The organism is Anaerolineales bacterium (genome assembly GCA_015075625.1).
Classification (GTDB): domain Bacteria; phylum Chloroflexota; class Anaerolineae; order Aggregatilineales; family UBA2796; genus UBA2796.
Window position 1 is genome coordinate 99,240 of the sequence record JABTTZ010000001.1, and the last position, 23,713, is coordinate 122,952.

General features: G+C 55.6%; 21 protein-coding genes. 12 read left to right on the forward strand and 9 right to left on the reverse strand.

Going from position 1 to position 23,713, the window contains the following annotated elements; all coding sequences use genetic code 11:
* Positions 1 to 186 precede the first annotated feature (186 nt).
* Complete coding sequence (locus HS103_00430) at positions 187 to 1,062, reverse strand: alpha/beta hydrolase (protein MBE7511265.1); 876 nt, start codon at positions 1,060 to 1,062, stop codon at positions 187 to 189.
* A 182-nt stretch (positions 1,063 to 1,244) separates the two neighbouring features.
* Between HS103_00430 and HS103_00435 the strand changes: the two genes are divergently transcribed.
* From HS103_00435 to HS103_00470, 8 genes are all read left to right on the forward strand, one after another.
* Positions 1,245 to 2,708, forward strand: coding sequence for a C39 family peptidase (locus HS103_00435; GenBank protein ID MBE7511266.1), 1,464 nt, complete (start codon positions 1,245 to 1,247; stop codon positions 2,706 to 2,708).
* Between the two features lie 2 nt (positions 2,709 to 2,710).
* Positions 2,711 to 3,691, forward strand: a complete 981-nt coding sequence (locus HS103_00440; protein MBE7511267.1) for a GNAT family N-acetyltransferase — start codon at positions 2,711 to 2,713, stop codon at positions 3,689 to 3,691.
* Positions 3,691 to 4,254 (forward strand): GNAT family N-acetyltransferase, encoded by a 564-nt coding sequence (locus HS103_00445; GenBank protein ID MBE7511268.1) that lies wholly within the window; start codon positions 3,691 to 3,693, stop codon positions 4,252 to 4,254. The genes HS103_00440 and HS103_00445 overlap by 1 nt, the downstream gene beginning before the upstream one ends.
* A gap of 185 nt (positions 4,255 to 4,439) precedes the next feature.
* Positions 4,440 to 6,104: a dihydroxy-acid dehydratase gene (ilvD, locus tag HS103_00450; protein ID MBE7511269.1), complete on the forward strand. Its 1,665-nt coding sequence runs from the start codon at positions 4,440 to 4,442 to the stop codon at positions 6,102 to 6,104.
* Between the two features lie 22 nt (positions 6,105 to 6,126).
* Positions 6,127 to 9,987: a protein kinase gene (locus HS103_00455; GenBank protein ID MBE7511270.1), complete on the forward strand. Its 3,861-nt coding sequence runs from the start codon at positions 6,127 to 6,129 to the stop codon at positions 9,985 to 9,987.
* A gap of 123 nt (positions 9,988 to 10,110) precedes the next feature.
* Complete coding sequence (locus HS103_00460; protein MBE7511271.1) at positions 10,111 to 10,812, forward strand: hypothetical protein; 702 nt, start codon at positions 10,111 to 10,113, stop codon at positions 10,810 to 10,812.
* Positions 10,813 to 10,868: 56 nt separating this feature from the next.
* Positions 10,869 to 12,407, forward strand: a complete 1,539-nt coding sequence (locus HS103_00465) for a hypothetical protein (protein MBE7511272.1) — start codon at positions 10,869 to 10,871, stop codon at positions 12,405 to 12,407.
* Between the two features lie 128 nt (positions 12,408 to 12,535).
* Positions 12,536 to 14,440 carry a hypothetical protein gene (locus HS103_00470; GenBank protein ID MBE7511273.1) on the forward strand — a complete coding sequence of 635 codons (1,905 nt, stop codon included), beginning with the start codon at positions 12,536 to 12,538 and terminating at the stop codon, positions 14,438 to 14,440.
* Positions 14,441 to 14,560: 120 nt separating this feature from the next.
* On the opposite strand, the gene HS103_00475 is transcribed toward HS103_00470, so the two are convergent.
* Positions 14,561 to 15,532, reverse strand: a complete 972-nt coding sequence (locus tag HS103_00475; GenBank protein MBE7511274.1) for an aldo/keto reductase — start codon at positions 15,530 to 15,532, stop codon at positions 14,561 to 14,563.
* Positions 15,533 to 15,850: 318 nt separating this feature from the next.
* On the opposite strand from HS103_00475, the gene HS103_00480 reads away from it, so the two are divergent.
* Positions 15,851 to 16,867, forward strand: a complete 1,017-nt coding sequence (locus HS103_00480; GenBank protein ID MBE7511275.1) for a sigma-70 family RNA polymerase sigma factor — start codon at positions 15,851 to 15,853, stop codon at positions 16,865 to 16,867.
* Between the two features lie 550 nt (positions 16,868 to 17,417).
* On the opposite strand, the gene HS103_00485 is transcribed toward HS103_00480, so the two are convergent.
* The 7 genes from HS103_00485 to HS103_00515 form a co-directional block, all read right to left on the reverse strand.
* The gene (locus tag HS103_00485) at positions 17,418 to 18,308 is read right to left on the reverse strand and encodes a hypothetical protein (GenBank protein MBE7511276.1); all 891 of its coding nucleotides are present in this window, start codon (positions 18,306 to 18,308) and stop codon (positions 17,418 to 17,420) included.
* A gap of 7 nt (positions 18,309 to 18,315) precedes the next feature.
* Positions 18,316 to 19,770, reverse strand: coding sequence for a nucleoside triphosphate pyrophosphohydrolase (mazG, locus tag HS103_00490; GenBank protein MBE7511277.1), 1,455 nt, complete (start codon positions 19,768 to 19,770; stop codon positions 18,316 to 18,318).
* Positions 19,771 to 20,319: 549 nt separating this feature from the next.
* Positions 20,320 to 20,565: a hypothetical protein gene (locus HS103_00495; GenBank protein ID MBE7511278.1), complete on the reverse strand. Its 246-nt coding sequence runs from the start codon at positions 20,563 to 20,565 to the stop codon at positions 20,320 to 20,322.
* A 171-nt stretch (positions 20,566 to 20,736) separates the two neighbouring features.
* Positions 20,737 to 20,880, reverse strand: coding sequence for a hypothetical protein (locus HS103_00500; protein ID MBE7511279.1), 144 nt, complete (start codon positions 20,878 to 20,880; stop codon positions 20,737 to 20,739).
* Positions 20,881 to 21,007: 127 nt separating this feature from the next.
* Entirely contained in the window at positions 21,008 to 21,268 is a 261-nt protein-coding gene (locus tag HS103_00505; GenBank protein MBE7511280.1) for a hypothetical protein, read from the reverse strand.
* Positions 21,216 to 21,743: a hypothetical protein gene (locus tag HS103_00510; GenBank protein ID MBE7511281.1), complete on the reverse strand. Its 528-nt coding sequence runs from the start codon at positions 21,741 to 21,743 to the stop codon at positions 21,216 to 21,218. Before HS103_00510 ends, HS103_00505 begins: the two co-directional genes overlap by 53 nt.
* A gap of 484 nt (positions 21,744 to 22,227) precedes the next feature.
* Positions 22,228 to 22,485 carry a hypothetical protein gene (locus HS103_00515; GenBank protein ID MBE7511282.1) on the reverse strand — a complete coding sequence of 86 codons (258 nt, stop codon included), beginning with the start codon at positions 22,483 to 22,485 and terminating at the stop codon, positions 22,228 to 22,230.
* A gap of 78 nt (positions 22,486 to 22,563) precedes the next feature.
* Between HS103_00515 and HS103_00520 the strand changes: the two genes are divergently transcribed.
* The 3 genes from HS103_00520 to HS103_00530 all read left to right on the forward strand — a co-directional run bounded on the left by HS103_00520 (position 22,564) and on the right by HS103_00530 (position 23,651).
* Complete coding sequence (locus HS103_00520; protein ID MBE7511283.1) at positions 22,564 to 23,019, forward strand: response regulator transcription factor; 456 nt, start codon at positions 22,564 to 22,566, stop codon at positions 23,017 to 23,019.
* A complete protein-coding gene (locus HS103_00525; protein MBE7511284.1) occupies positions 23,016 to 23,255 on the forward strand; it encodes a winged helix-turn-helix transcriptional regulator in 240 nt (79 codons plus the stop codon). Before HS103_00520 ends, HS103_00525 begins: the two co-directional genes overlap by 4 nt.
* Before the next feature lie 219 nt (positions 23,256 to 23,474).
* Entirely contained in the window at positions 23,475 to 23,651 is a 177-nt protein-coding gene (locus HS103_00530; GenBank protein ID MBE7511285.1) for a hypothetical protein, read from the forward strand.
* Positions 23,652 to 23,713 lie beyond the last annotated feature (62 nt).

Genomic DNA, 23,713 nt, shown 5'->3' on the forward strand with positions numbered 1-23,713 from the left:
TCACCACCCCCTAGCCCATCGGCAAGTATATCGTGATAAGCAGGGCTGTCAACCACTAAGGGAGCAATCCCCTTGAAAAATGCTGTAGGCTCTTGTGCGGCGCTTGGGGAAGCCACACATACCATCATCATCAGGCTAACTGTAAGTAGCATCAACAGGCGTCTAAAAGGGTTCATCAGGACATCCTTATCCGTTTGATCCGTTCAAAAATGCCAAGATCAACTGATTCACCTCGTCGGGGCGCTCTTGCTGAACAAAATGCCCACCGCCCGGGAGGTAGATCAGATCGCAGCCGGGGGCAAATTTGCGCGATGCCTCCGCCGCACTCCGATCAACAACAGGATCGGGATCGCCCCAGATAATGCGCGTTGGCATTTTCAAGATCAAATCACGCTTGGCAACCTTACCGAGTGTGCGAAAGGCAATCCGATACCAATTCAACGAGCCGTTGAGCGCTCCGGGTTGTTTCCACGCCACCTTAAAATACTCGATTTCTTCCGGGGTGACGGTGCTAACCGACTTTAGGGTATCCACCAACGCCTTGTAATTGCGCATGGCAAGAAGCGCCTCTGGAAGTGCCGGAAGTTGGAAAAAAAGCATGTACCAACTTTTTAGCAATTGGCGCGGGCTGCTGCGCAGCATCTTCGCCATGACCAACGGGTGCGGGACATTGCAAATGACCACCTTTTCAACCATCTCTGGGTGGTATGCCCCCATGATCCACGCCACGCCCCCGCCCCAGTCATGCCCAACGACGAAGGCTTTTTCCTTTCCTAACGCGGTGATCACCCCTGCTGCATCGTTGCTTAGGGTGATCAGGTCGTAGGGTGGTTTCTTCTCGGTCAGGTTATAGCCGCGCTGGTCGGGCGCTGCCACCCGATAGCCCGCCGCTGCCAGCGCCTTGATCTGGTGACGCCAACTGTACCAAAATTCGGGAAAGCCATGCAGCAGCAAGACGAGTGGCGCATCGGGATCGCCTTCTAAGGCAACGTTCATTGTCAGGTCGCCAACGCGAATCGTCTCTGTATGGAAATCTGTTGGGGCGAGAATAGAATGTGCCATTAGGTGCAGCCTCCTCAAGAGGGGGAAGTATATAAACTGCACCGATTATAATGTGTTGGTCAGCACAAGGGGGAAACTATCCTGATATTGGATGAATAGTTTCTATGCAATGCTTGAAAGGGATGGGGGATCGGTGTACAGTTGCTACCCAATAGGCACGTCATGGATTTTAAGTTCAGGGTATGACTAGGCGACCACCCCAATACCGACGGCACGTTTACCAGATTGATAACCGCACTGGCTATAGCACCTACAACAGCCGTCTGCGTCCGCGACGCGGGCGTGGTGAGGGTGTTATGTGGGGTTGTTTGTTCCTCGGTGTGCTGCTGTGCGTCGGGATGTGCGCCCTCACCGTTGTTCTGACGCCAATTGCTTTTCGCCAGCTTTCTCCAGAGTGGCAAGATCGTGCTGCCCGCTATTTGCCCGTCTTGCGCGTCTTTTTGCCAACGGAAGTTCCCGGCGTTCAGGCGCTGCCCACCCTTGACCCCGCCCGTGCAACGGCTGCGGCTGGTTTCACCATTGATCTGGCGGGCGCTCCTATCGCCACCCTTGCCCCCGGCGTGACGCCTTCTGCGGTTCTGGGAGCAACCCCCATTGGGATGCCGGGGATCATCACCATGACGCCCGTCACCCGTCCCACGGCAACCACCGCCCCCCTTCCTGCAAATTTTTACGTCCCCAGGGCGAAACGGGTTGCCCAATTATGGAACAACTGCGGTCCGGCAAATTTAGTGCAGGCAATGTATGTTCTCGGCGTAGACACGCGCCAGGAAGACACTGCCGCCTGGCTGAAGCCAAACACCGATGATGCCAACGTCAGCCCCTGGCAAATGGCGCAATATGTCAACGAGCAAACTGGACTCCGCGCCCTTGTGCGCACAAACGGCTCTATCGACCTGATGAAGCGCTTGCTTTACGCCGGGGCGGGGGTGATTCTTGAGACAGGGTTAATCCACAAGGATGATGGCAGTTGGTTGGGGCATTACGTGACACTCGTTGGGTGGGACGATCTCAGTGCCTATTTCTTTGGCTTGGATACCTTTGAGGAAAATGGTTCTGATGGGCGCGGCGTGCGCGAAAATTACGCTGATCTTGACCAGCGCTGGAAACACTTCAACCGTGTCTATCTCGTCATCTATCCCCCTGAACAAGCGACTCACATTCAAGATATTCTGGGGACGGCATTTGACGAACGCCAAAACCATGTGGAGGCACTGGAAAAAGCCTTTTTAGAGACACAGTATAACCCCAACGATATGTATGCGTGGTTCAACATTGGGACGAATCTGGTGGCGCTAGGGCGCTACGAAGAAGCAGCAATCGCCTACGACAAGGCACGCTATCTTGGGGGTGGGCTACCCTGGCGGATGATGTGGTATCAGTTCGGTCCTTTCAAGGCATATTACATGGCGGGCGATTACAAAACCGTCCTCGAACTCGCCAACAACGTGATCAACAGTTCTAAACGGATTTTCATTGAAGAAGCCTACTACTATCGCGGACTGGCATCCGCCGCAGTAGGTATTCGCGCCCAAGCCACCTCCGATTTGGAACGCACGCTACAATTGAACCCAAATTTTGCACCAGCCCAAAGCGCCCTTGCTGAGTTGCGCAGCGGCGTAATTCCTGTCCCGGAGACGTTGTAATTATGATCTATACCTACCGTTCCTTTGCTGGCGAAAGCGACCTTCCCAAACTTGCCCAACTGCTGACAGATTGCGAAATCGTTGATCAAATGGGGGTGCGGCGTACTGCCGAGGAACTGCGCGTCCAGTTTTTCGCCCCCACCCTTGATCCTGAACACGATGTCCGGCTTTGGGAAAACCCAGAGGGCGTCGTCATTGCCTATGGCGTGATCGAAATTGATGTCGCCACCGATGAGATCACGGGTACTCTTCGCTGGCGGGTGCGCCCCGACCACCGTGAGCATTGGCTGGATGACGATGTAATCCGGTGGGGGGAGGCACGCCTCTGTGAGGTAGGAGTAACAAAAGGACTCCCCGCCCGCCTTGAATCGATTGCCCGTGACATTGATCGTCCGCGTCAATTTCTGCTGGAATGGCATAAATATGACGTGCGCCATGAACTATGGCAGATGGATCGGGATTTACACCAGCCCATTGACACACCAACCCTCTCCGAAGGGTTCACCATTCGCGCCGCCGATCCCGAACGCGATGCTGAGGCATGGATTGCCATGTACAACGACTCTTTCATCGATCACTGGAATCACATTGATCTGACCCTTGAGGACTATCGTCACCGCCGCCAGACCGACCCAGGTTACGCCCCCGAACGCGATTTGATCCTCGTTGCCCCCGATGGAACGTTCGCCGCCTTTTGCTGGTCGTTCATCAACCCGCAGGAAGTTGGGCGCGTGGGGGTGAAACAAGCGCTCTTGCACCAGATCGGCACGCGGCGGGGCTTTCGCCAGCAAGGGCTAGGGCGGACGCTGATCCTCAAGACACTAGAAATCTTACACGATGCCGGAATGGACTCGGTGCGTTTGTATGTCTATATGGATAACCAAAACAACGCCTCCCACCTCTACGAATCGGTGGGTTTCCAGAAGGCGTTCAGCCTTGTCACTTACGCCAAGACAGTCACCGATACGATAAAGGCGGGCTGATGCAGCCGCCTCTTTCTGATGCATTTGACGGAATCACCCTTCGCCGGGCGGGGGAGGGTGATCTCTCTGCCTGCGCCGCCCTTGACCTCACCTACGAGACGGATTACGTTTGGCAAGTCGATCTTCGTGATGAATATGGGGCAATCGCCCTCAGTTTTCGCACCGGACGCCTTCCCCGCCCCATGCGCGTGACTCACCCCCGCGAGCCGCGCAGTTTGGATCACGCCCTTCAGAAAGGCGATTATGTCGTCGTGGCGCAGGGCGGTGGGCGTGTGCGCGGCTACCTTCATATGCGCATTGATCCCGGACGGGCGCTAGGCTGGATTGTCGATATGGGGGTTGGGCGTCCCTACCGCCGGGAGCATGTGGGAAGCGGCTTGTTCAACATGGCCTACCAACACGCCCGTGACGAGGGGTTAGAAAAGATCATCATCGAAACACAAACGAAAAACTACCCCGGTATCTGCTTTTGCCAAAAGCACGGCTTGGTCTTTTGTGGCTACAATGATCGTCACTACCGCAGCGACGACATCGCCCTTTTTTTTGGGGCGTCGGTGCGTTAACACCCTTCATGTTACGGTTTGGGCATTGCTCCTAATTTCGCCGTAAGTCGTCACAAGTGCTAGTACTTTTCCCCTGATCGGTCTACAATGATCATGATCAACCAACCGTGATCGTGTGTCATCCCGATTTTGCACCGAGGAGTCCGCCCACCGTGACCGAAAACGGCAGCACCACCGCCTCTCGCCTGAATGTCACTAGCCGCACCCTTGTAGAGGGTGTGGATCGCGCCGCCGCCCGCAGCATGTTCAAGGCAATTGGCTTAACCGACGACGACCTGAACAAGCCAATCATCGGCATTGCTAACACATGGACAGAAATTGGTCCGTGCAACTTCCATTTGCGGCGTTTGGCGGCAAAGGTGCGTGAAGGAATCAAAGCAGCGGGCGGAACGCCCCTCGAATTCAACACGATCAGCATCTCCGACGGAATCACGATGGGGACGGAAGGGATGAAGGCATCCCTCATCAGCCGCGAACTGATTGCTGATTCGATTGAACTGGTTGCCCGCGCCAATTATTTTGACGGTGTGATCGCCCTCTCCTCGTGCGATAAAACAATCCCCGGCACGATTATGGGTTTGATCCGCCTGAATATCCCCTCGGTGATGCTCTATGGCGGTTCAATTGCCCCCGGACACCTGAACGGCAAAGATTTGACCGTCCAAGATGTATTTGAAGCCATCGGCGCGTATGCGAAGGGGACGATCACCGCCGACCAATTGCGTGCCGTAGAGAACGCCGCCTGCCCCGGATCGGGCGCCTGTGGCGGGCAGTTCACGGCGAACACCATGGCAACCGCTGTCGAAGTGATGGGTATGTCCCCCATGCGTTCGGCGGGCGTGCCAGCGGAAGACCCGCAGAAAAACGATGTTGCCTATCAGGTTGGGACAATGATCATGGACTTGATCGCCCGCGACCTTCGCCCTCGCCAAATCATCACGCGGCAAGCGCTCGAAAACGCCATTCGTTCCGTCGCCGCGACGGGCGGCAGCACCAACGGGGTTTTGCATATCCTCGCCTTTGCCCGCGAAGCGGGCATCCCTTTCACGATTGACGACATTGAGCAGATCAGCCGCGAGACGCCCCTAATTGCCGATATGAAACCCGGCGGGAAGTACGTTGCCACCGATATGACACGGGCGGGCGGTATTCCCCTTCTGGTGCGGCGTCTTTTGGAAGGCGGGCTGCTGCATGGGGATGCTCTCACTGTGACGGGCAAAACGCTTGCCAAAGAAACAGCCAACGCCGAAGAAACCCCCGGTCAGGAAGTGATCCGCACCCTTGCCAACCCGGTCAAGGCGACGGGCGGCTTGGTCATTCTGAAGGGGAACTTAGCGCCTGATGGCGGCGTGGTAAAACTGTTTGGTTACGAGCGGCTGTACCATCAAGGACCCGCCCGCATCTTCAACACAGAAGAAGATGCCTTTCATGCGGTGAAGAATAATCAGATCGTCGCTGGCGATGTCGTCGTCATTCGCTATGAGGGACCCGTTGGCGGACCCGGAATGCGGGAAATGTTGGGCGTCACCGCCGCGCTCAGTGGGCAAGGGTTGGGAAACTCCGTCGCCCTCATCACCGACGGACGTTTTTCCGGCGCAACTCGCGGACTGATGGTGGGGCATATCACCCCCGAAGCCGCAGCCGGCGGCGCGATTGGATTGCTCCACGAAGGGGACACAATCACCATTGATATTGAAGCACGGACAATCCGCGTGGAACTGAGCGAGGCAGATTTAGCAACACGGCGGGCGACATGGCAGCCACCCACCCCGCGTTACCAAAGCGGCGTCATGGCGAAATATGCTCGCTTGGTCAAGCCTGCCTCCGAAGGCGCAGTGACGGGGAACTGAGGCGAATCGATAGGGAGCTATCATGGCGGATTTGACGGGAAAAACACTCGGCAAGTATCAGATCATCGAACGGCTTGGACGGGGAGGGATGGCGGAAGTGTACCGCGCCTTCCAACCGACGATGAATCGTTTCGTGGCAATCAAAGTTATGTTGGCGCACCTCGCTGACGAAGAAGGCTTTACCGAGCGCTTCAAGCGCGAGGCAACGATGGTCGGGGGGTTGCGTCACCCGAACATTGTCCAAGTGATGGACTTTGATGTACACGATGAGCAGTTCTACATGGTGATGGAGTACATTCAAGGCGAATCGCTGAAGGATCGACTCCGCAAGCGTGGGGCGCTCTCCCTTGCCGAGACACTCGATGTGGCGATCAAACTTTCCGATGCGCTTGCCTATGCGCACGGCGAGGGGATGCTGCACCGCGATATTAAACCCGCCAACATCCTGTTCACCAAGACGGGCGAACCTGTCCTCACCGATTTCGGCGTGGCGAAGATCATGGGGACAACCCAAATGACCGCCAGCGGTGCGATTGTGGGGACACCCGCCTACATGAGTCCTGAGGCGGGGCGGGGCGAAAAAACAGACGAGCGGACAGACATTTACGGGATGGGCATTGTCCTTTACGAGATGCTCACCGGAAACGTCCCCTTTGATGCCGATACCCCATTGGCGATCATCTATAAACACATTGCCGAGCCGATCAAACTCCCTCCCAAGCTTCCTGATTCCGTCCAAGCGATTTTGCTCCACGCTTTAGCCAAAGACCCTCAGGATCGTTATCGCACGGCGGACGAACTTCGGGATGCGATGATCACCGCGCTGAACACCCTTCCCAACGACATTTCGACAAAACCGGGCATGTCAACGCCGCCGCTGCGTGCCTCATCATCAACCTATAACCGCCCCATGACGGGGCAATCGACACCAGCGAAGCCTGATTCCAGTGTCGGGCGGGCGAATACCATTCAGGGTGGGATGACCGAGGAACAACCTAGCCCCGCTCCACAGCGTGGGAGGATTTCTCCCCTTCTTCTCGTTTTTGTCGCGCTGGTTGTAGTGGGAGGGGCAGTGTTTGCGCTCACCCGCCCCAAAGACAACACGATTGTCGTTGTTCCGCCCACACTGCCCGCTGGTGATCCATCCCAGGTTGCCCAAACTGAGACGGCTATCCCTTCGACCCAAAGTGCCGCCCTACCGACCATCTCTCCCACAGGAGAATCCTTTGTCACACTGCCGAGTAGCCTTCCTACCATTGTGCCTACTGCCATTCCGACAGAAATTCCCTCGGTAGAACCGACCATCAAGCCGACGGATATACCGCCAACAAACAGTGCTGCTACAAGCATCCCGCCCACCTTCCCACCCACCATCGCGCCAACAACTGCCGCAACAACCCCTCCAACACTGGTTGCCATTGCTGTCGTCTTTACCGATCCTGCTTATCAGGAGTTTTGGGATTGGACCATCGAACGCTTGCGAAACGGGCAGTATGACGAGGCGCTTACCGAAATAGAGGAAAAACTGGCGAGCGATCCCGAAAAGTATGAACTGCTCATCTTGAAGGCGCTCACCCTTGTCCGCTATCAAGATCAGCCAGCGCGTTTAGAAGAGGCTAAGGGCATTGCCGAACGCGGCATTGAAGCCGAACCGATCCGTCCAGAAGCATATGTTGCCCTTGCCGAATACAAGCGCGGCGCGCCAAACTACGATGCCGCCGCCGCCTACGATCTCTACACTCAGGCAATCAACTTAGGCTTGCAAGATGCCGATGTATACCTTCGGCAAGGGACGACAGCCCGCGACGCGAATCGCCCGGATGAGGATGTGCTGAGCGCCTTCACCCACGCCATTGAGCTTGCCCCCTGGGTTGCCTATTACTATGACGAACGCGCCAATTTTTACATGCGGCGGGAGAACTATCAGGCAGCCATTGACGATTTTCTCAAGGCGGAGTCGCTGAATCCCAGTGTTTACCGCCATACTGACCTCGCCATTGCCTATTTGTTGTTCAAAGATCAGCAGTCCGCCTTTGATCTATATATGCGCGGGATTGCCACCCTACGCCCGACCTGCGGCTGTTACTATGGGGATGCGGCAGCGGTTGCCTTTCTTGGCGGGCAACTGGAAAAAGCCCGCGAGTGGGCGGAGACGGCGCTCAGCCTTGACCCCGATACAAACCGCGCAAGCTATGTCCTTGCTCTTGTTGCCGTCGCTGAGGGCGAGGACGAAAAGGCTTTGGCGCTCTTGGATTCCTTTGCCAATGGCGAAAACCGCGATTACACAACGGCGTTCCTTCACCCGCGCTTTAATCATGAGGTCAATCTGGATCGCGGGCGCATCCTCGCCCGTTTAGGGCGTTTTGAGGAAGCCGCAAGCGCTTTTGAACGGACGATTGAGGCATTTGGGAATTGGATACCGCCGCACCTTGAACGGGCGCGGGCGCTTTACCGCGTCGGACGGACGGACGACGCCCGTGAAGAACTGCGCCACGTGTTGGAGATTAGCCAAAATGACCCTGATCAACGGGAGCGTATTTTGGGGTTGCTTACCCGCCTGCGGCTTGGGCAAAGCCTTGACGAGGAGGTGACTCCCGTCCCGCAGCCAACGGTAATGATCCGCTATAACACACCCCAACCAACCCCCACCGAGGTGGTTGTCCTTCCCACGCCCGATGCAACGCGGGTAGCGCTGAATACACCGGATGAACGCTATGTGACTATCCGCGATGAATTTGGGGCAATGATGCATGAGGGCAACCGTGAGGGGGCGCTGCGTCTGATCGACTCGATCATTACCACCGATGGCGAGCAGTATGACCTTTTGGCGATGCGTGCCTACGTCCTTATGGAGATGAATCCTGATTCAGCAGCGCTAAACACCATTCAAGGGATACTGAATCGGCTGTTGGGTATGAATACCGAGCGCCCAGAGGCATACCGTCTCTATGGGACGTACTACCAGTGGTTTGACGAAACAAGAGACAGCCAAAAGGCGTGGGACTTCTACACTGCCGCCATCGAACACGGCTCAATCGACCCTGCTACCTACTATGGGCGCGTCCAATGCTGCAGGGATTTTTATGCCTCCGATGCGCAGAAAGAGGCTGACCTCAGCCGCGCAATCGCGCTTGACCCCAACGAGGCGTATTGGTGGATTGGGCGCGGGCGTTTTTACTTTGAGCGGTGGGATATGGCGCGGGCTGCTGCCGATTTCCAAAAGGCATATGATCTTGAGGGGAGTATCTATTATATGAATGGGCTTGCTGCCAGCTATATCCTGAGCGATCAAAATGAGGCAGCGTATACTATCTATGTGGATGTCCTTGATGGGGGCAAGACGAATGATCCCCTTCATTACGCTGAGGGTGCTTTTGTCGCCTATGATGTTGGGCAGATTGAGACAGCGCAGCGTTGGATAGGCATTACGCTCAGCCTTGATCCTACGCTCATTGAAGGGCAGTGGGTGGAGGCGCTTTTGCTCTCTCAGGAAGGCAAATACGAGGAATCCTTGACACTGCTCAAGGCGCTCCAAGAAAAACGCCCCAACTACAACAGCGGACCTTTTTTCACAGGCTATTTCAGCCGCTTTTTGTTGGTGGATCAGGCGCGGGTTCTGACAAAACTGAATCGCTACGAGGAAGCGGTGGCGGCATACAACGAATTCCGCAAGGTCTATGGGCGCTATGTGGATATCCAGATCGAACTAGCTGAAGTTCACATAACGATGGGCAATTATCCGGCAGCGCGTGATGCCCTTTTGGAGGCGCTCTATGCCAATTCGGACTATGACGATCCAACAGAGCGGCAGCACATCCTCGATCTGCTGGCAAAATTGGCGGCACAGACACCCCCACCCCTGACCCCAACGCCCGGTCAATAAATTGCTTTGCAATCTATTGTCTAGCGAGTGGGTGTCGGTGAGGGGTGATTTTATCCTGTAAAAAGGGGTTGGTAGGGGTGTTCCGCTGTGGTCACCCCGCACATCACGCATAGGTGAACCAGTATGGGTGACTCAAGACATTGGCGGTGGGTTGTGTTTGTGTTCATGGCGCTTGTTGTGGGGGCGTGCCGCTCTGCGCCAAGCGCCACCCCCACGCGCCCCCCCGCCGCCACTGAGCCACCCGTTCGCTTTGTGACCGTTGTCGTCACCCGCGTCCCCACTGCCACCCCGACAATTGTTCCCACCGCTACCTTTCCCTTTGCCATGAATACGATGATTGGCACATGGCGGCTTGACCTGAACCACCAGATCATCGGAAACGCCGTCTTTAGCGATGTGCGTTTTTTCGGCTCAGCCACATTGGAGGTTGATTTTGATGCCTCGGTGCGGGGGACCTTGGAATTTTTCCCTAGCGTCCAGCAGCCGCCTTGTGTTGCTTCCGTCCTTGATTCTGATCCGCTGACGGCGGCGGTGACGGGCACCTTGCGTATGGATGCGGCGTCGGGTGAGGTGATCGCCGCGCTGACCATCACCCCGGACAACCCCACCCAAGAGACAGGTCTGAGCCTCTACTGCGTCACCTTCAGTGAGGCGCTCATCATCCGCCAACCCCTTTTGTGGGAGGCACTGGGGGCATCTGGCGGGCTGAATGTGGCGCTCCCCATGAAAATTGGCTATGTCCGCCGCGCCTCTGCCGACCTTGACGCGCCCACCTTTGGAGCGCTGCGCGGTGTCCTGCTCAGCGAGATCACGGTGGGGCGTTAAGCGAAAAGGAACGAACGCGCTCAGGACATACCATACAATCTGCCCAGGAGGAAATCATGATAAGGCGCCGCCTTGCCACGCTTCGCAGTCTCATACTGACCGTCCTCATCAGTGTTACACTTGCCGCACAGCCAACCCATGCGCAAACGCCGCCGCCCGCCTTCCCCGGTGCGGAAGGTTTTGGCGCGGTTGCCACTGGCGGGCGCGGCGGACAGGTGATCTATGTGACTACCCTAGCAAACGATGGACCCGGATCGTTGAGCGAGGCACTGCGTACCCCAGGACGGCGCTACATCCTTTTCACCGTCAGCGGCGTGATCAACACCGCCGCCGAACTTATCTATGGCGATGTGACGATTGCCGGACAAACCTCACCGGGAGGGATTACTGTCAGGGGCATTGTCTGTGATGGGCATTATGAGGCGAACGCTTGTGACAATCTAATTATTCGTCACTTGCGCTCTCGCCCTGCCGCGCACATCCCTCGTGATGGTGCGGGGTATATCTTGGATGATGCCCTTCGCTTAGACGGGGTAGAAAAGGTGATCGTTGATCATCTTTCCCTTGCCAATGCCAATGATGAAGCCGTGCAGATTTCTATAGCACGCAACATCACCATCCAGAATACCATCATTGCCGAGACGGTGGGCGAACATCACATCTTTGGGGGGATGCTGATCAACTACTCGCATAGTCAACGCCCGCAAGATAACCTGACCATTCATCACAACCTGTGGCATCGTATCACCGGACGGCTGCCGGAAATTAGCTGTGAAATGACCCGCAACATCGGCGCTGACGAAAATGCCGAACGCCCCTCGTTTTGCGGCAAGCAGCCCTTGAATCTTGAATTGACGAATAACTTGTTGTGGGATGCTGGCGGGGTAATCACCTACAACAGCAATGCCCAAGAGGGGAGCGGGCAGCCCGAAGCGGGGTTGTTCCGCTTACACCTGAATTGGGTGCGGAATGTCATGTTTGTGCGCCAAGATTATCCCTTCGGGATGATCGGATCGGATGTGACCACTACAGCGCAGAATCGCCTGTTCTTTGAAGGCAACCGGATGAATCTCTACCCTGATCTGCGTGACGCGCAGCTTGCCTCGTGCTGCAACGATTTCTATCAGGAACACCCCAATACCGATAGCCCTCTGGCGATAATGCTTGCCGAGCGCCAGCCTTTCCCGCCCGTCACCCTGACAGAGACAACCGATCTTCCGGCATATATGGTCGCCCAGGTTGGGGCATTCCCGCGTGATCCGATGGATCGGCGCTTGCTGTCGGCAGTGGCAAACTGCACGATTGACCCTGAAAGCCGCGATAAGCCCGTCCGTGACGATGCCTTCCTACTCGATTATGATCCGCACACGCCTCCTACTGCGCCATTGGATACCGATTTAGATGGGATGCCTGATGCATGGGAAACGGCGCACGGCTTGAAGCCAACCATCCAAGATCACAATGGGAACGACCTATCGGAAAAGAAAACCGGAGTGGCTGGCTACACAAACCTTGAAGTCTATTTGAACGAGTTAGCAGATTCGTTGGCGGGCAAGGGTGGTACGGTGGTGACAGGGACACCTTGCTCCCCATAAGATGAGCAGGGCAGTCAACCAATAAATGTGATAGGTTTGTTTTGTCAGTTCCTCCCATCCACAGGTATTCTTCTGCTTTTCATAAGTTAGGATAGGAACGAACGGTGATTCGAGGACGTTTACCCAGTGTGACGGTACTTCTTTGGGGTGCTCTCTTGTTCTTAGGAATACACCCCGCACTTCTCGTTTACGCCCAAGCGGTGGAATTCAAAGAAACTTTTGATACGAACAGTTTGGCGTGGCGAACGACGAATTCAGGCGGTATTTTTGCTGAGGTCTCCGATGGCAAACTGACCGTCCAGATGGGCAAGGCGGCAAAAGAGGTAGTGTGGTTCACCTACCCTAAATTTGAAACTGCGCCGAAAGTAGCCGCCGCCTATGAATACACCTTCAAGGTCAGCGGGGGGGCGTGTGATAAGCCCGGATCGTGTTTCTTGGCGGTTGTCTACAACATTGGCAGCACGCCGAAACAGAACATGCTCATGTACTACATTGCCCCAGAGCGCCGGCTTGCCTACAGCGTGAATGATGGCAAACATAATGCCACCCGTGCCGCTAGCAGCGATCTCCCCGATGTATTCAGCGGTGGGACGTTCATCAGCACGCTGCGCGTCACCCGCGATGAAGTGATTTGGACAATGGGCAACCAGCGGGTCATTCGCTTTGACGGTCCGAATGATTTCAACGGGACGATTGGCTTTGGGATCGCCCGTTTTTCCAACCAGCCTGTCAACATGAAACTCTCGTTTGACGATGTGACGATTCGGGCGATAGGTAGTGATGCTGCCCTCAAAGCCGCCCCCACCGCCGTACCTCTTGCGGCGAGTGCCGGAGATAACCTGAAAAATGGCGCGGCGCTCTATTGGGAAAAACGGGATGCGCGAGGAGCCCTTCAGTCGTTCAGTGGGGCGATTGCCGCCGACCCCACGCTTGCCGATGCTTACGCTTGGCGTGCCTATCTAAACCTAGTCACCAGCGACACAAAACTTGAACCGAGTGTGGAAGGGGATATTAAGAAAGCGTTCAGCCTTGACCCTGACAACGCCCTCGCTTATGCCGTGCGCAGCCGGCTGAATTACGTTCATAAAAAAGCGGAAAAAGCCGCCTTCGAGGACGCCGAACGTGCGCTTGCGCTTGCCCCAACCTCCCCAGAGGTCAATTCATGGCTTGCCAGCATCTATTCTCTTGCTAAGGACTATCAGAAAGCGCTTGATGTGCTGGTCGCAATGAAGCCTTTTCCAAGCTATGCGCGGCTTTACAACCAGCGCGGCATTGTTCACAGCAACCTGAAAAATGATGATGGCGCCTATGCCGATTACACCCAAGCAATTACCCTTGACCCCACATGGGCAGCCCCCTATTCCAACCGTGCCAATGTCTATCTGCGGCGCGGCGATCTGGCGAAATCGCTCACCGATCTCCTTCAGGCGGGGCGGTTGCAACCGGGCGTTGGCGTTGGCGTTGCCCGTTCCCTCTTGATCACCCATTTTCTTCCTCAAGAAAAAGACTTCGCTACAACCCGCCCGCCACTAAAGATCGTTCCCCTGCGGGAGGCAGTCCGTTACGACAAAACGAATGTGCCGTTGTGGGTTGAGGAAATCGATTCGTGTTATGCGGTTGCCCTTGACAAAGGACGTTTCACTGCCGCACAGCGCTACGCCACCAGTGACACAGCAAAGTTCTATATCCACAGCGCTGGCTTTCTTTTTGATACGGCGGCTGATGCACAAGCCGCGCTCGATAAAATCCGCGCAAAGGTACGTCAATGCATCCGAGGCACATCGGGAAGAATCATTGAGGGGGGGAACGATGGCGATCAGGCAATGTTCTTCAACGGCATGACCTTCCGCACCATCGGGTTTTTCCAAACGTATGCCCAAGTAGTGCGCGTCGATAACAAACTGTTCACCTTCAGCGTGAACAATGAAGACCTGATGGCAAAGGGCGACTGGATCACCCAAGACCAGTTGGAATGGTATTTCAAAGTGTTCGTGGAGCGCTTGCAAAGCGGCTTGAAAGCGCTTGCTAAGTAGCCGTGTAGTGCTTCAGCGGAGAGCGGTTCATAAGGGCGCTCCACAAGGGTCGCCCGCATTTCTTAGCATCCCGTAGGGACGCCCTCTAGGGCGTCCGTCTCCATCCGAACGGGCTTGTCCTTAGCGTCGCGCTTTGTAATCGCGGTTGACGCCCGTCACCGTATCTAGCAAAGTCATTTCTTCCTCGTTTAGCCGCTCTCCTACCGCGCCTAAGGATTCGTTCAACTGCTCCACTGTATTCGCCCCCACGATAGGGGCGGTGATAAAGGGGAGCGATAACTGCCACGCCAGCGCCATTTGTGCCACTGTCTTTCCACGACGGCTGCCAATCTCGCGCAGGGTGTCGATCACCTTAAACCCGTCCTCGTTAAAGTAACGCTGAACACCACCTCGGCTGCCCGTTGTGGGATTCTCTCGGCTGTATTTTCCGGTGAGAAAGCCGCTTGCCAGTGGGCTGTAGGGAATCATCCCGATTCCTTCCTCAAGGCACAGCAAGGCAGTTTCCGGCTCAATCTCGCGCCGATTCAAGAGGTGAAAGTGCGGCTGCACACTGTCAAAGCGGGTATATCCGCTACGTTCGGCAATGGCATTCGCTTTCATCAAATACCATGCTTGGAAGTTGCTGCACCCGATATAACGAACTTTCCCTTGTCGCACCAGATCGTCCAGCGCCCGCATCGTCTCATCCAGCGGGGTATCCCAATCGGGCGAGTGGATTTGATACAGGTCAATCACATCCGTCTGAAGGCGACGCAGGCTGCCCTCGACAGCTAACATAATGTGTTGGCGGCTTGCCCCCTCGCCATTTGCGCCCTCCCACATGCGCCCCCGACATTTTGTGGCAAGGACAACCTGTTCACGGGGTTTGCCCTTCAGCCATTTGCCAATAATTTCCTCCGACACGCCACCACCAGCACTCGGCGCCCATGTGGTGTAAATGTCTGCTGTGTCAATAAAAGTGATGCCCGCCTCCCATGCCCGTTCCAAGACACGATAGGATTCCTCCTCCGAACTTGTCCAGCGAAAGGTCATTGTTCCTAAACAGAACGCACTCACTTTTAATCCAGTACGTCCCAGTTTGCGGTACTCCATAAACGATTCTCCTCGATGTACGTGAAGGGTTAGAAGGGGTTGCCAAGATAAAACATCACATAATTTCTAGCAGTCCTGACGGTCTATCCATGAGGTGATCATAGCAAGGTATTCCCCCTACGCCTACCTATGGGGAGCGCTTAACGTCTCCTTTCCTCTAGGTGACTCTGATCCGCCTGCTTATCGGCTTCTCATCGAAAACACTTGACATACCTTGAAAAACCATGCAACATTTTACAAATAGATAATATATATTATGCAAATATTAGACAAAATAATAAATATCTGATCCCAACACAAAGGGCGTAAGAGTGGATCATGGATAAGCGTCTAACCAATCAAGAGCGTGATACCCCCGATGATTTTCCGCTTGAGGAAGCATTCACTATGACAGAGGATCACACCCAACGTTCAGCAACGATTGACCCTGACTCAGACTTGGTTCAGTTCTATTTCCGCGACATACGCCCGATCTCCTCGCCGCTAACCGTTGATAAAGAACGCCAATTCGCCCTTGCCGTCCAGCGCGGGAAGGCGGCGAAAGCATACTTGGCAAACGGAAATCTGCCTAAGGAAGACTATGACGCCTACCAAGAGGCAAGTGATGCGGGGGAATTTGCCCGTGACGAATTGATTATGGCAAACACGCGCCTTGTCGTCAGCATAGCCAAAACCTATCAGGGGCGCGGGTTGTCTTTGGCGGATTTGATCCAAGAGGGCAATTTGGGGCTGATGAAGGCGGTGGATCGCTTTGATCCTGAACGCGGAGTACGCCTGAGCACCTACGCCACATGGTGGATTCGGCAAACGATTGCACGAGCAGCGGGCGATGGTGGGCGAACGATCCGCCTTCCAATTAATCAGGGGCAGCGTTGGGGACGGCTGCGTCGTCTGTTTGAGGATTTATCTCAGCAGTTGGGACGCGAACCTTCCTTTGAAGAACTTGCCGCCAATGCCGAACTTTCTATTGAGCAGGTGCAGTCAACACTCCTTGCCGCTAGGGAACCGTTGCAAATTGATGAATTGGTTAGCGATGAGGAAGACCGTCCCCGTGAGGACTTGCTGGAGGATACCGAGAGCGAGCTACCCGAACAGGCAACTGCCCGTCAACTTCTGACAGAAACGGTAGCGCAGCTTTTGGACATGCTGCCCCCTCGTGAAGCCGATATTTTGCGCTTGCGCTATGGCTTCCGCGATGGGGAGAATCACAGTATGGCGCAGATCGGTGAAATTATGGGCTACAGCCGAGAGCGTATCCGCCAGATTCAGCACGAAGCCCTGAGCAAACTTCGTGTCTTGGATCGGGAGTTCGCTTTAGCGAATTACCTTGAGTAATAGAGCGTTGTTCTCCTAACCCTCCTGTCAAAACGGGGTGATCTAAATCAGATCACCCCGTTTTGGTGTTGCTCTAGTAGACCGTCAGGCAGGTAAGCTTAGAATGAGACAGTCCTCATCCCCCTAACCCCCTTCTCCCGCAAGGAGAAGGGGGTATCTCGTTTTTGAGAGGGCTTCCCCCTCACCCCCTCGCCGGCAGAATTTCTCCCCCATTCCCTGTCTACGGGGAAAGGGGGGGGGGGGATAGGGGTTCTTTAGAAATTTTCTTGACGAACTACTAAGTACCACCACATTGAAAAGGCGAGCTGAAAACAGCCACCCCTTCGGGGCTTAAAAGGCATATCCGTATGGGCTTTTCCGTCGTCCCCACCCCAAAGGGCTTTTTTGTTTGTACTTAGTGAAAGGCTACACAGTTGTCCTCATTCCCCTCGCCCCTAGAAGAGGAGGGTTGAGATTTTGTAAGGGGGAAGCCCCGCAAACACGCCCTTTGGAGTGCGGCGGAAAACGCCCCCATAGAGCAATGTGGTTGTACTTAGCAGCCTACATAGAATTATTTCTTCTCGCCGCCAAGCAGCTCTGTCAATGAAATATCGGTTTCGTCTGCCTCGCCAACCATTTCGGCAAGTCTGGAGTCAACCTCACCATCCGCCCCCAAACGGCGGCGAGCAATTTCCTCAGTGGTGAAGGTCAGGTCAACACGCTGAAGGGAGATTGGCACATCGTTGAGGGTGGCGACAACATGCCACCGCCCGCCCCGCGCCGGAGGATCAAGTTTCTTAAGCGCCAGATTTTGGTTCGCCCGAATCCGATTTTTCCCTTCCTTTAGGGTCGTCGTCCCTCCGGCTTTCATCCGCACATGATTTTCCGAGTCATACACAAGGAAAACGACTTCTTGATCAACGAGTGTGGCGGGGGACACAATCCCAATGAAGGGGCGAAAAGAATCTATATCGGGCGGGAGTTCGCGGGTGCGGACAATATCGCCCCAGAGGATGATTCCCACATCAAAGACGGAAGGGTCGCCCTCATTGGGTGTGTAGTTTGCCCGCTCCATCGTTCGTTCAGCGGCACGTTGTGCTTGTGCTTCGGTTTGTGCTTCTTGGCGTTTTTGTGCTTCCTCGCCAACGGCTTTGAACGGTGCGGTGAAAATCATGCGCATATCGCGGAGCGTTTGCCGGAGTCCTACCGTCTGTATGCCATACAAGAAAAACCCAACGATCACTCCAACAATGCCACACAGCAAAAGGGTAGCTATCTGGTTGAGCGAATCAATCCCGGTGGCATTCCTAATGGCAAAATTGGACATTGCCCCGTAGACGAGATACATCACCCCAAACGACACTAGCAGAGAGGATAAGGTGATGCGCCACGCCTGTTTTTTTTCTTTCGATAGATTCTCTGGTCGCCCCGTGAAGCGTCGATTATCGTAGTTTGGGTGCATGAGGATTCTAATCCTTTGCGCTGTTTTTTTCCCGCCGCTTGACCTCATTCCACAAATCATCCAGCGCGGCGAGAGTCATTCCCTCTAGTGGGCGATCTCCTGCCAAAGCCTCTACACCCCGAAACCGGCGTGAAAATTTCTGGTTATTCTCACGCATCACCGATTCGGGATCAAGCCCCCACCAGCGGGCAAGATTGACCAAAACACTGAAGACATCGCCCAGTTCTTCGGCGCGGTGGTCAGCATCGGCGCTGAGAACTTCCGCCACTTCTTCATGGAGCTTGGCGATCACCTGCTCCACCGTTTCCCACTCAAAGCCTAAACGGGCGGCACGGTCATGCATTGTCGCGGCGTAGGCAAGGGCGGGCAGTGTCTCTGGGATACCCTCTAGCGCCGATTTTGGCTGGTCGCCACTGGCGAGGCGTTCTTTCCGTTTGTTCTCTTGCCAATTATCCACCACATGATCAGCATCGCGTACCTTTACATCCCCCCAAACATGAGGGTGACGGCGGATCATTTTCTGCGAGATGTGCGCCAAAACATCGCCCATTTGAAATTCGCCTGCTTCCGTCGCAATCTGCGTATGGAGAACAATCTGGAGCAGCAGATCGCCTAATTCTTTGGCAAGTTCCGTTGTGTTCTCGTGATCAAGCGCTTCTAAGACCTCATAGGTTTCTTCTAGAAGGTAGGGGCGTAACGACTCGTGAGTTTGCTTTTGATCCCAGGGGCAGCCTTCTGGGGCGCGAAGGTGAGCGACGATCTCTTGAAAGTATTCAAAACTGCCCTTCGCCATCAATGGGGGAACATAGAGTGACGTAAGATGATTAATCTGTTCACTGTGATCGATTTCATGAAGGGGGAGGCGTTCCAGCGATGCACCCGCCGTCCCCGCCCCATGCACCAAGACGACCTCATGATCATCGGGGTACTGATTCGCCAACGTCAGCTTGACATTCGAGGCGACAGTGTGGCTGTACACTTGGGCAAGCAGCGCCGGAACATCGGGGTTTAGGGGCGGGTGGTGCATCCGCGCAATATCTACCGCATCGTGTAGTTGGAGTCCATCTAAGGCGTCGATGCCAAGTACGGCGAGTGTCGGCTCGATAAAGCCCAACCCATCGACAAGAATCACCGGAATATCAGCCGCCTTCGCCCGTTCCAAAATGAGGGTGACGGTATGTTCCCCCACCAGCGGATGCCCTGGCACAGCGTAAACGACGCTGTTCCCCCCCCCTCCCAAACGGATAATTTCCTCGGCAATACGGCTGTAAAGCGCGTCAAAATCCGCCGCTTCTTCATACCACGCATCAAAACTTTTTAGGTGGCGGATTGGGAGCGCCTCTACACCTGGGTGCTGCGCTGTGCGGAGATACACTTCAGAGGCGGGTTCGAGGGTTTGCCAAGCGCGGCGGGTCAGCAAATCTGGGTGTCCGGGTCCCAACCCAACAATGGTGATTGTCATGGGGATGTCTATCCTCAACAAGAAACGAGGGGCGGTGTTGCCACTCCCTAGTGTACCAAATCGCACAACCCCTACAGCATTTTTCAACGAGATTGACCCTCAGTGGTTGACAGCCCCGCTTATCACGATATACTTGGTGATGGGCAGGCGGTGGCGATCAAGGGAAACGAACGACGCCCGTCCTTCTTGTAAGAAGGCTGGTTGCAGTCCAACCAGTGAGGGTACTGCAATAAATACCAACAAGCCAAGCCAACACCAGAAATCCTACCGCAGATTGTAGAACGATTGAACCGTTAATCTAAGGTGGACTTTACACATGCGCCAATAAAGGGTAAAGAGGGAAAACAGGGGTGGGCGCAGCAGATGCGCCCTACACAATGACCTCGCCGGACGCTACCCGCCCGTTGAAAGCGGCTGGTTGATCTCGATCAGCGTCCCTTCGGGGTCACAAAATGCGCGGTGCGCAATGCCCACACGGGCGATCTGTTGGTGGTGCGATCATTGCCACACCCTTGCCTTCCAACTCGCGCACGGTCTCATCGACATTATTCACCTCAAAGAGAGCAGCAGGCGATCCTTTCCGGCGCTCATCTCCGGTTCGTCTCCCTTCCCAACAGCCTCCGCCATCATCCGCCGATCATACAAAGCAATGAAGGTATCCCCTGCGGAAAGTTCAACGTACACGCTGCCCTCCTCATCAAAACGGGCGCCAAAGCCCAAAATATCCCGATAAAAGCGGGTACAAGCACTTACATCGTTCACCAAAAGGCGGGTACTATGCAGCTTTAAACGCACTCACCAACCTCCCTATCGTGTGCCGATTACAGAACAATTGTATCACGGAAAGGCGCGGCGAGTCAAGGAATCTTGCGATAAATAGAAGGAAATCGCACCAAAATAATCCCCAAAAGCGCCTCTCAAAATTCGCACAGATGATCAGACAAGACGATCCGTTGAGAGGCTGAATCAGGGCGCTTGCGTCGCCAAAATTTGCCCGGTGGGGAAGGGTGGCGGCGTCACCGATGGCGGCGGCGTGGCGGTGGCAGTCGGCGTGAAGGTTGCGGTGGCAGTGGGCGTGAAGGTTGCCGTTGGATTTGGGGTAAGGCTCATCGTGGCGGTGGCTGTTGGCGTTAGCTGGCGGTGGTCGCTGCCGTTTGAGACGGTGTGTAGCTTAGACTGGGCGTGAAGGTGGGGCTAGGCGTTGCCGTCTGGCTGACGGTGAAGGTTGCTGTTGGGGTCAGTGTTTGGGATGCTGTCGCCGTTTGAGAAGGCGTTGCCGTTGCTGTGCGGGTGGGGGAAAGGTGCAGGTATGGGTGGGGTGAAGGTTGCTGTGGTCACCGTCGCTGTGGGCAGGGCGACGAACGTTTGGGTTAGTCCGCATACGCTGCGTCGCTTGCACATCAAGCGGCAGAGTCAGGGTTGGCGCTTCGCTGCTGATGCCCGCCTCATTCCCCACACGAAAGAGGACGAACACCGCCCCAATCAAGATGAGCGCCATGAGCAGCAGCGGGGCGATCAAGCGGCGTGGTTCGGGGCGATCCGCAGGGAGTGTGGTGGGCGGCGCCCCGCTGACCCCGCTGTAAACCAGATATGATAGAGTCCGGCAACGAAGGTGTAATGCCCCGCTTTGGCGTGCGGACGATGTTTCCATATTCTAAGGCACGAAGGGTGGCGGCAATCTCGGCGTCATCGGGAGGGGTATCCATTTGGGCAAAGAGCCACCCGCGAATCGCCTCTAGGGTGACGGGCAGCCCGCCATTCGCTTGGATCAGCGTGCTGAGCGTGTGCAAGGCGAGTGAGCCATAGGGAATTGCCGTTGTCAATGTCTCGCGCAGAAAATCATCCGCAACAAAAATGGCATGAGGGAGAATTGTTTCTACATCGGCAAGGGTTATATCAGCGCTGTGGTTGCGCGCAAAAGAATGATCCCAAAGCTGATCACCTATGACCGTCAGCAGATAGGGTGTCCCCATACTCAAGATCCCTCTAGAGCGTCGTCCGTCACTGTATAGAGAGAGCAACAGGCTCGCTGATCAGGCGTTTTGCCGCCGCATCGGAGAGCGGCGCTAAGCGCAGGCGCAGCAGTGGATCTCGCGGCAGGGGAAATCCATCAGCGCTGGCTCAGCGTCGGAATCAACGGCGAACACAAAAGCCAATCGCTCATCCTCTCCAGCGCCTTCAGAGAGCGCCGCCATCCATGCTGAGGGCAGCGGGTGGCGCGCCCTCACGCTGATCGAGGCGATCTATTAGAAAGACAATCCGCCGCAGCCGTCGATCCACCGTCACAAGGGGGCGAAATAGGTCTCAACGAACCATGCCGCCCATTGGTGGGGGTCGGTGGGGAACACCGAAGGCAGGGGCGGCGGACGAAACACCCTGTTCGCGGCTCGCTCACAGCCTCTGCTCCAACATAAGTCAGCCGTTCATGGAGTGCCTGTACCAGAGCTTCTTCATCGCTCACCTCAAACCACACCTCCGCCATATCGCCCAGATCAAGGTAAGCGGGAGGTAGCGCCGCTCAATGTGGGCGGGGGTGTTCAGCAGGATGGACGTTTTGCCAATTTTTCGGCTGCCTATGAGCAGCGGCACACAGGGGACTGCCCCCGCCAGATAGCCGCGAATCAGAGCGAAAGCGTCGTCCTGACCAACAAACACCTCTGGCGACGCCGCGCGTGTGGTTATAAACGTTGAAAGGCGTGGGAAGGTTTTCGCCAAACATCGTCACCCATTGTACCGCAAACCGTCTACACCAAACCTTCATGAGTTCTTCACGGCTCTATGCTACACTTTGGTATGCCAAAGACTCGTGTACTGATCATTGAAGATCAACCTAAAATAGCCGGATGGCTTGCCCGCTTTCTTGAAGATGCTGGCTTCGAGGCGCTGCGGGCGGATGACGGACGGACAGGCTTGCAGACCGTCTGGAGCGAAAAGCCAGAGGTCATTGTCCCTCGATTTGATGCTCCCGATATGGATGGTTTGGATGTCTGTCGTTTCATCCGCCAGCGCTCCGATGCCTTCATCCTTATGCTGACTGCCCGTGCCGAGGAAACAGACCGTCTCATCGGGTTGGAAATTGGCGCAGATGATTACATCACGAAGCCGTTCAGCCCGCGCGAGGTGGTCGCCCGCATCCGGTCTCTGCTGCGCCGTGCCAGTGGCGATCTGGTCCGCCAAGATCGCCCGATCAGCCATGAGGGGCTGCTGCTCGACCCGCCGCGCCGCGCTGTCACCGCGATGGGGTGGTGATCAACCTGACCCCGACAGAATTTGACATGCTCTACACAATGATGCGTCAGCTGGGCGTCCCTTTCAGCCGCGAACGCCTGATCAATGAGGCGCTTGGCTACGATTACGCTGGTTATGAACGGACGGTGGATGTTCACATTCGCAACCTGCGGCGGAAAATTGAACGGATACGGCAAACCCCGTTATATTCAGACGGTCTTTGGCGCTGGCTACCGGTTTGGTGGTCTTGGGGATGAATCCTCGCCGGAGGAAGCGCCCACCTCGAATCCCTAACTATGGCGGATCGTCCGTGTTCCCGATGCCGCTGCGTCGGGCTTAGGCTAAAGTGTGCGGTATGAAACTTCCCTTGGAGCGCAGATTGGGCGGGCATTACGAAGCCTTCGCGCGCAGGTGATCCTGAGCTACCTTCCACTGGTGATTGTTCCCGTTGTCGTGATAGGAAGCGTAGCGCAAGGGTGGCAGCGCGGGGCTTTGATGTTCTTGTGCGGGCGGATGCTCGCCAATACATGGATAACGTCATGCCCTGTCTCAGCGCCTATTACGAAACCTTTGGGGCATGGACGGGACTGAATGGCATTTTGCCGGAGAGGAACAAGCGTCGTCGTCGTCAGCGAACGCCGCCTCCGTCCTGAAACTGGAGGGCAGCCCCTGTTGGACATACCCTGAAGGAATCCCTCGCCCTAATCATCACTTC

Excerpts from the sequence above, each read along its gene's own strand:
- HS103_00430 (MBE7511265.1), bottom strand. The coding sequence starts at position 1,062 with ATGGCACATTCTATTCTCGCCCCAACAGATTTCCATACAGAGACGATT.
- HS103_00435 (MBE7511266.1), top strand. The coding sequence starts at position 1,245 with ATGACTAGGCGACCACCCCAATACCGACGGCACGTTTACCAGATTGAT.
- HS103_00440 (MBE7511267.1), top strand. The coding sequence starts at position 2,711 with ATGATCTATACCTACCGTTCCTTTGCTGGCGAAAGCGACCTTCCCAAA.
- HS103_00445 (MBE7511268.1), top strand. The coding sequence starts at position 3,691 with ATGCAGCCGCCTCTTTCTGATGCATTTGACGGAATCACCCTTCGCCGG.
- HS103_00455 (MBE7511270.1), top strand. The coding sequence starts at position 6,127 with ATGGCGGATTTGACGGGAAAAACACTCGGCAAGTATCAGATCATCGAA.
- HS103_00460 (MBE7511271.1), top strand. The coding sequence starts at position 10,111 with ATGGGTGACTCAAGACATTGGCGGTGGGTTGTGTTTGTGTTCATGGCG.
- HS103_00465 (MBE7511272.1), top strand. The coding sequence starts at position 10,869 with ATGATAAGGCGCCGCCTTGCCACGCTTCGCAGTCTCATACTGACCGTC.
- HS103_00475 (MBE7511274.1), bottom strand. The coding sequence starts at position 15,532 with ATGGAGTACCGCAAACTGGGACGTACTGGATTAAAAGTGAGTGCGTTC.
- HS103_00480 (MBE7511275.1), top strand. The coding sequence starts at position 15,851 with ATGGATAAGCGTCTAACCAATCAAGAGCGTGATACCCCCGATGATTTT.
- HS103_00485 (MBE7511276.1), bottom strand. The coding sequence starts at position 18,308 with ATGCACCCAAACTACGATAATCGACGCTTCACGGGGCGACCAGAGAAT.
- mazG (MBE7511277.1), bottom strand. The coding sequence starts at position 19,770 with ATGACAATCACCATTGTTGGGTTGGGACCCGGACACCCAGATTTGCTG.
- HS103_00500 (MBE7511279.1), bottom strand. The coding sequence starts at position 20,880 with ATGAGCCTTACCCCAAATCCAACGGCAACCTTCACGCCCACTGCCACC.
- HS103_00505 (MBE7511280.1), bottom strand. The coding sequence starts at position 21,268 with ATGGCGCTCATCTTGATTGGGGCGGTGTTCGTCCTCTTTCGTGTGGGG.
- HS103_00510 (MBE7511281.1), bottom strand. The coding sequence starts at position 21,743 with ATGGGGACACCCTATCTGCTGACGGTCATAGGTGATCAGCTTTGGGAT.
- HS103_00520 (MBE7511283.1), top strand. The coding sequence starts at position 22,564 with ATGCCAAAGACTCGTGTACTGATCATTGAAGATCAACCTAAAATAGCC.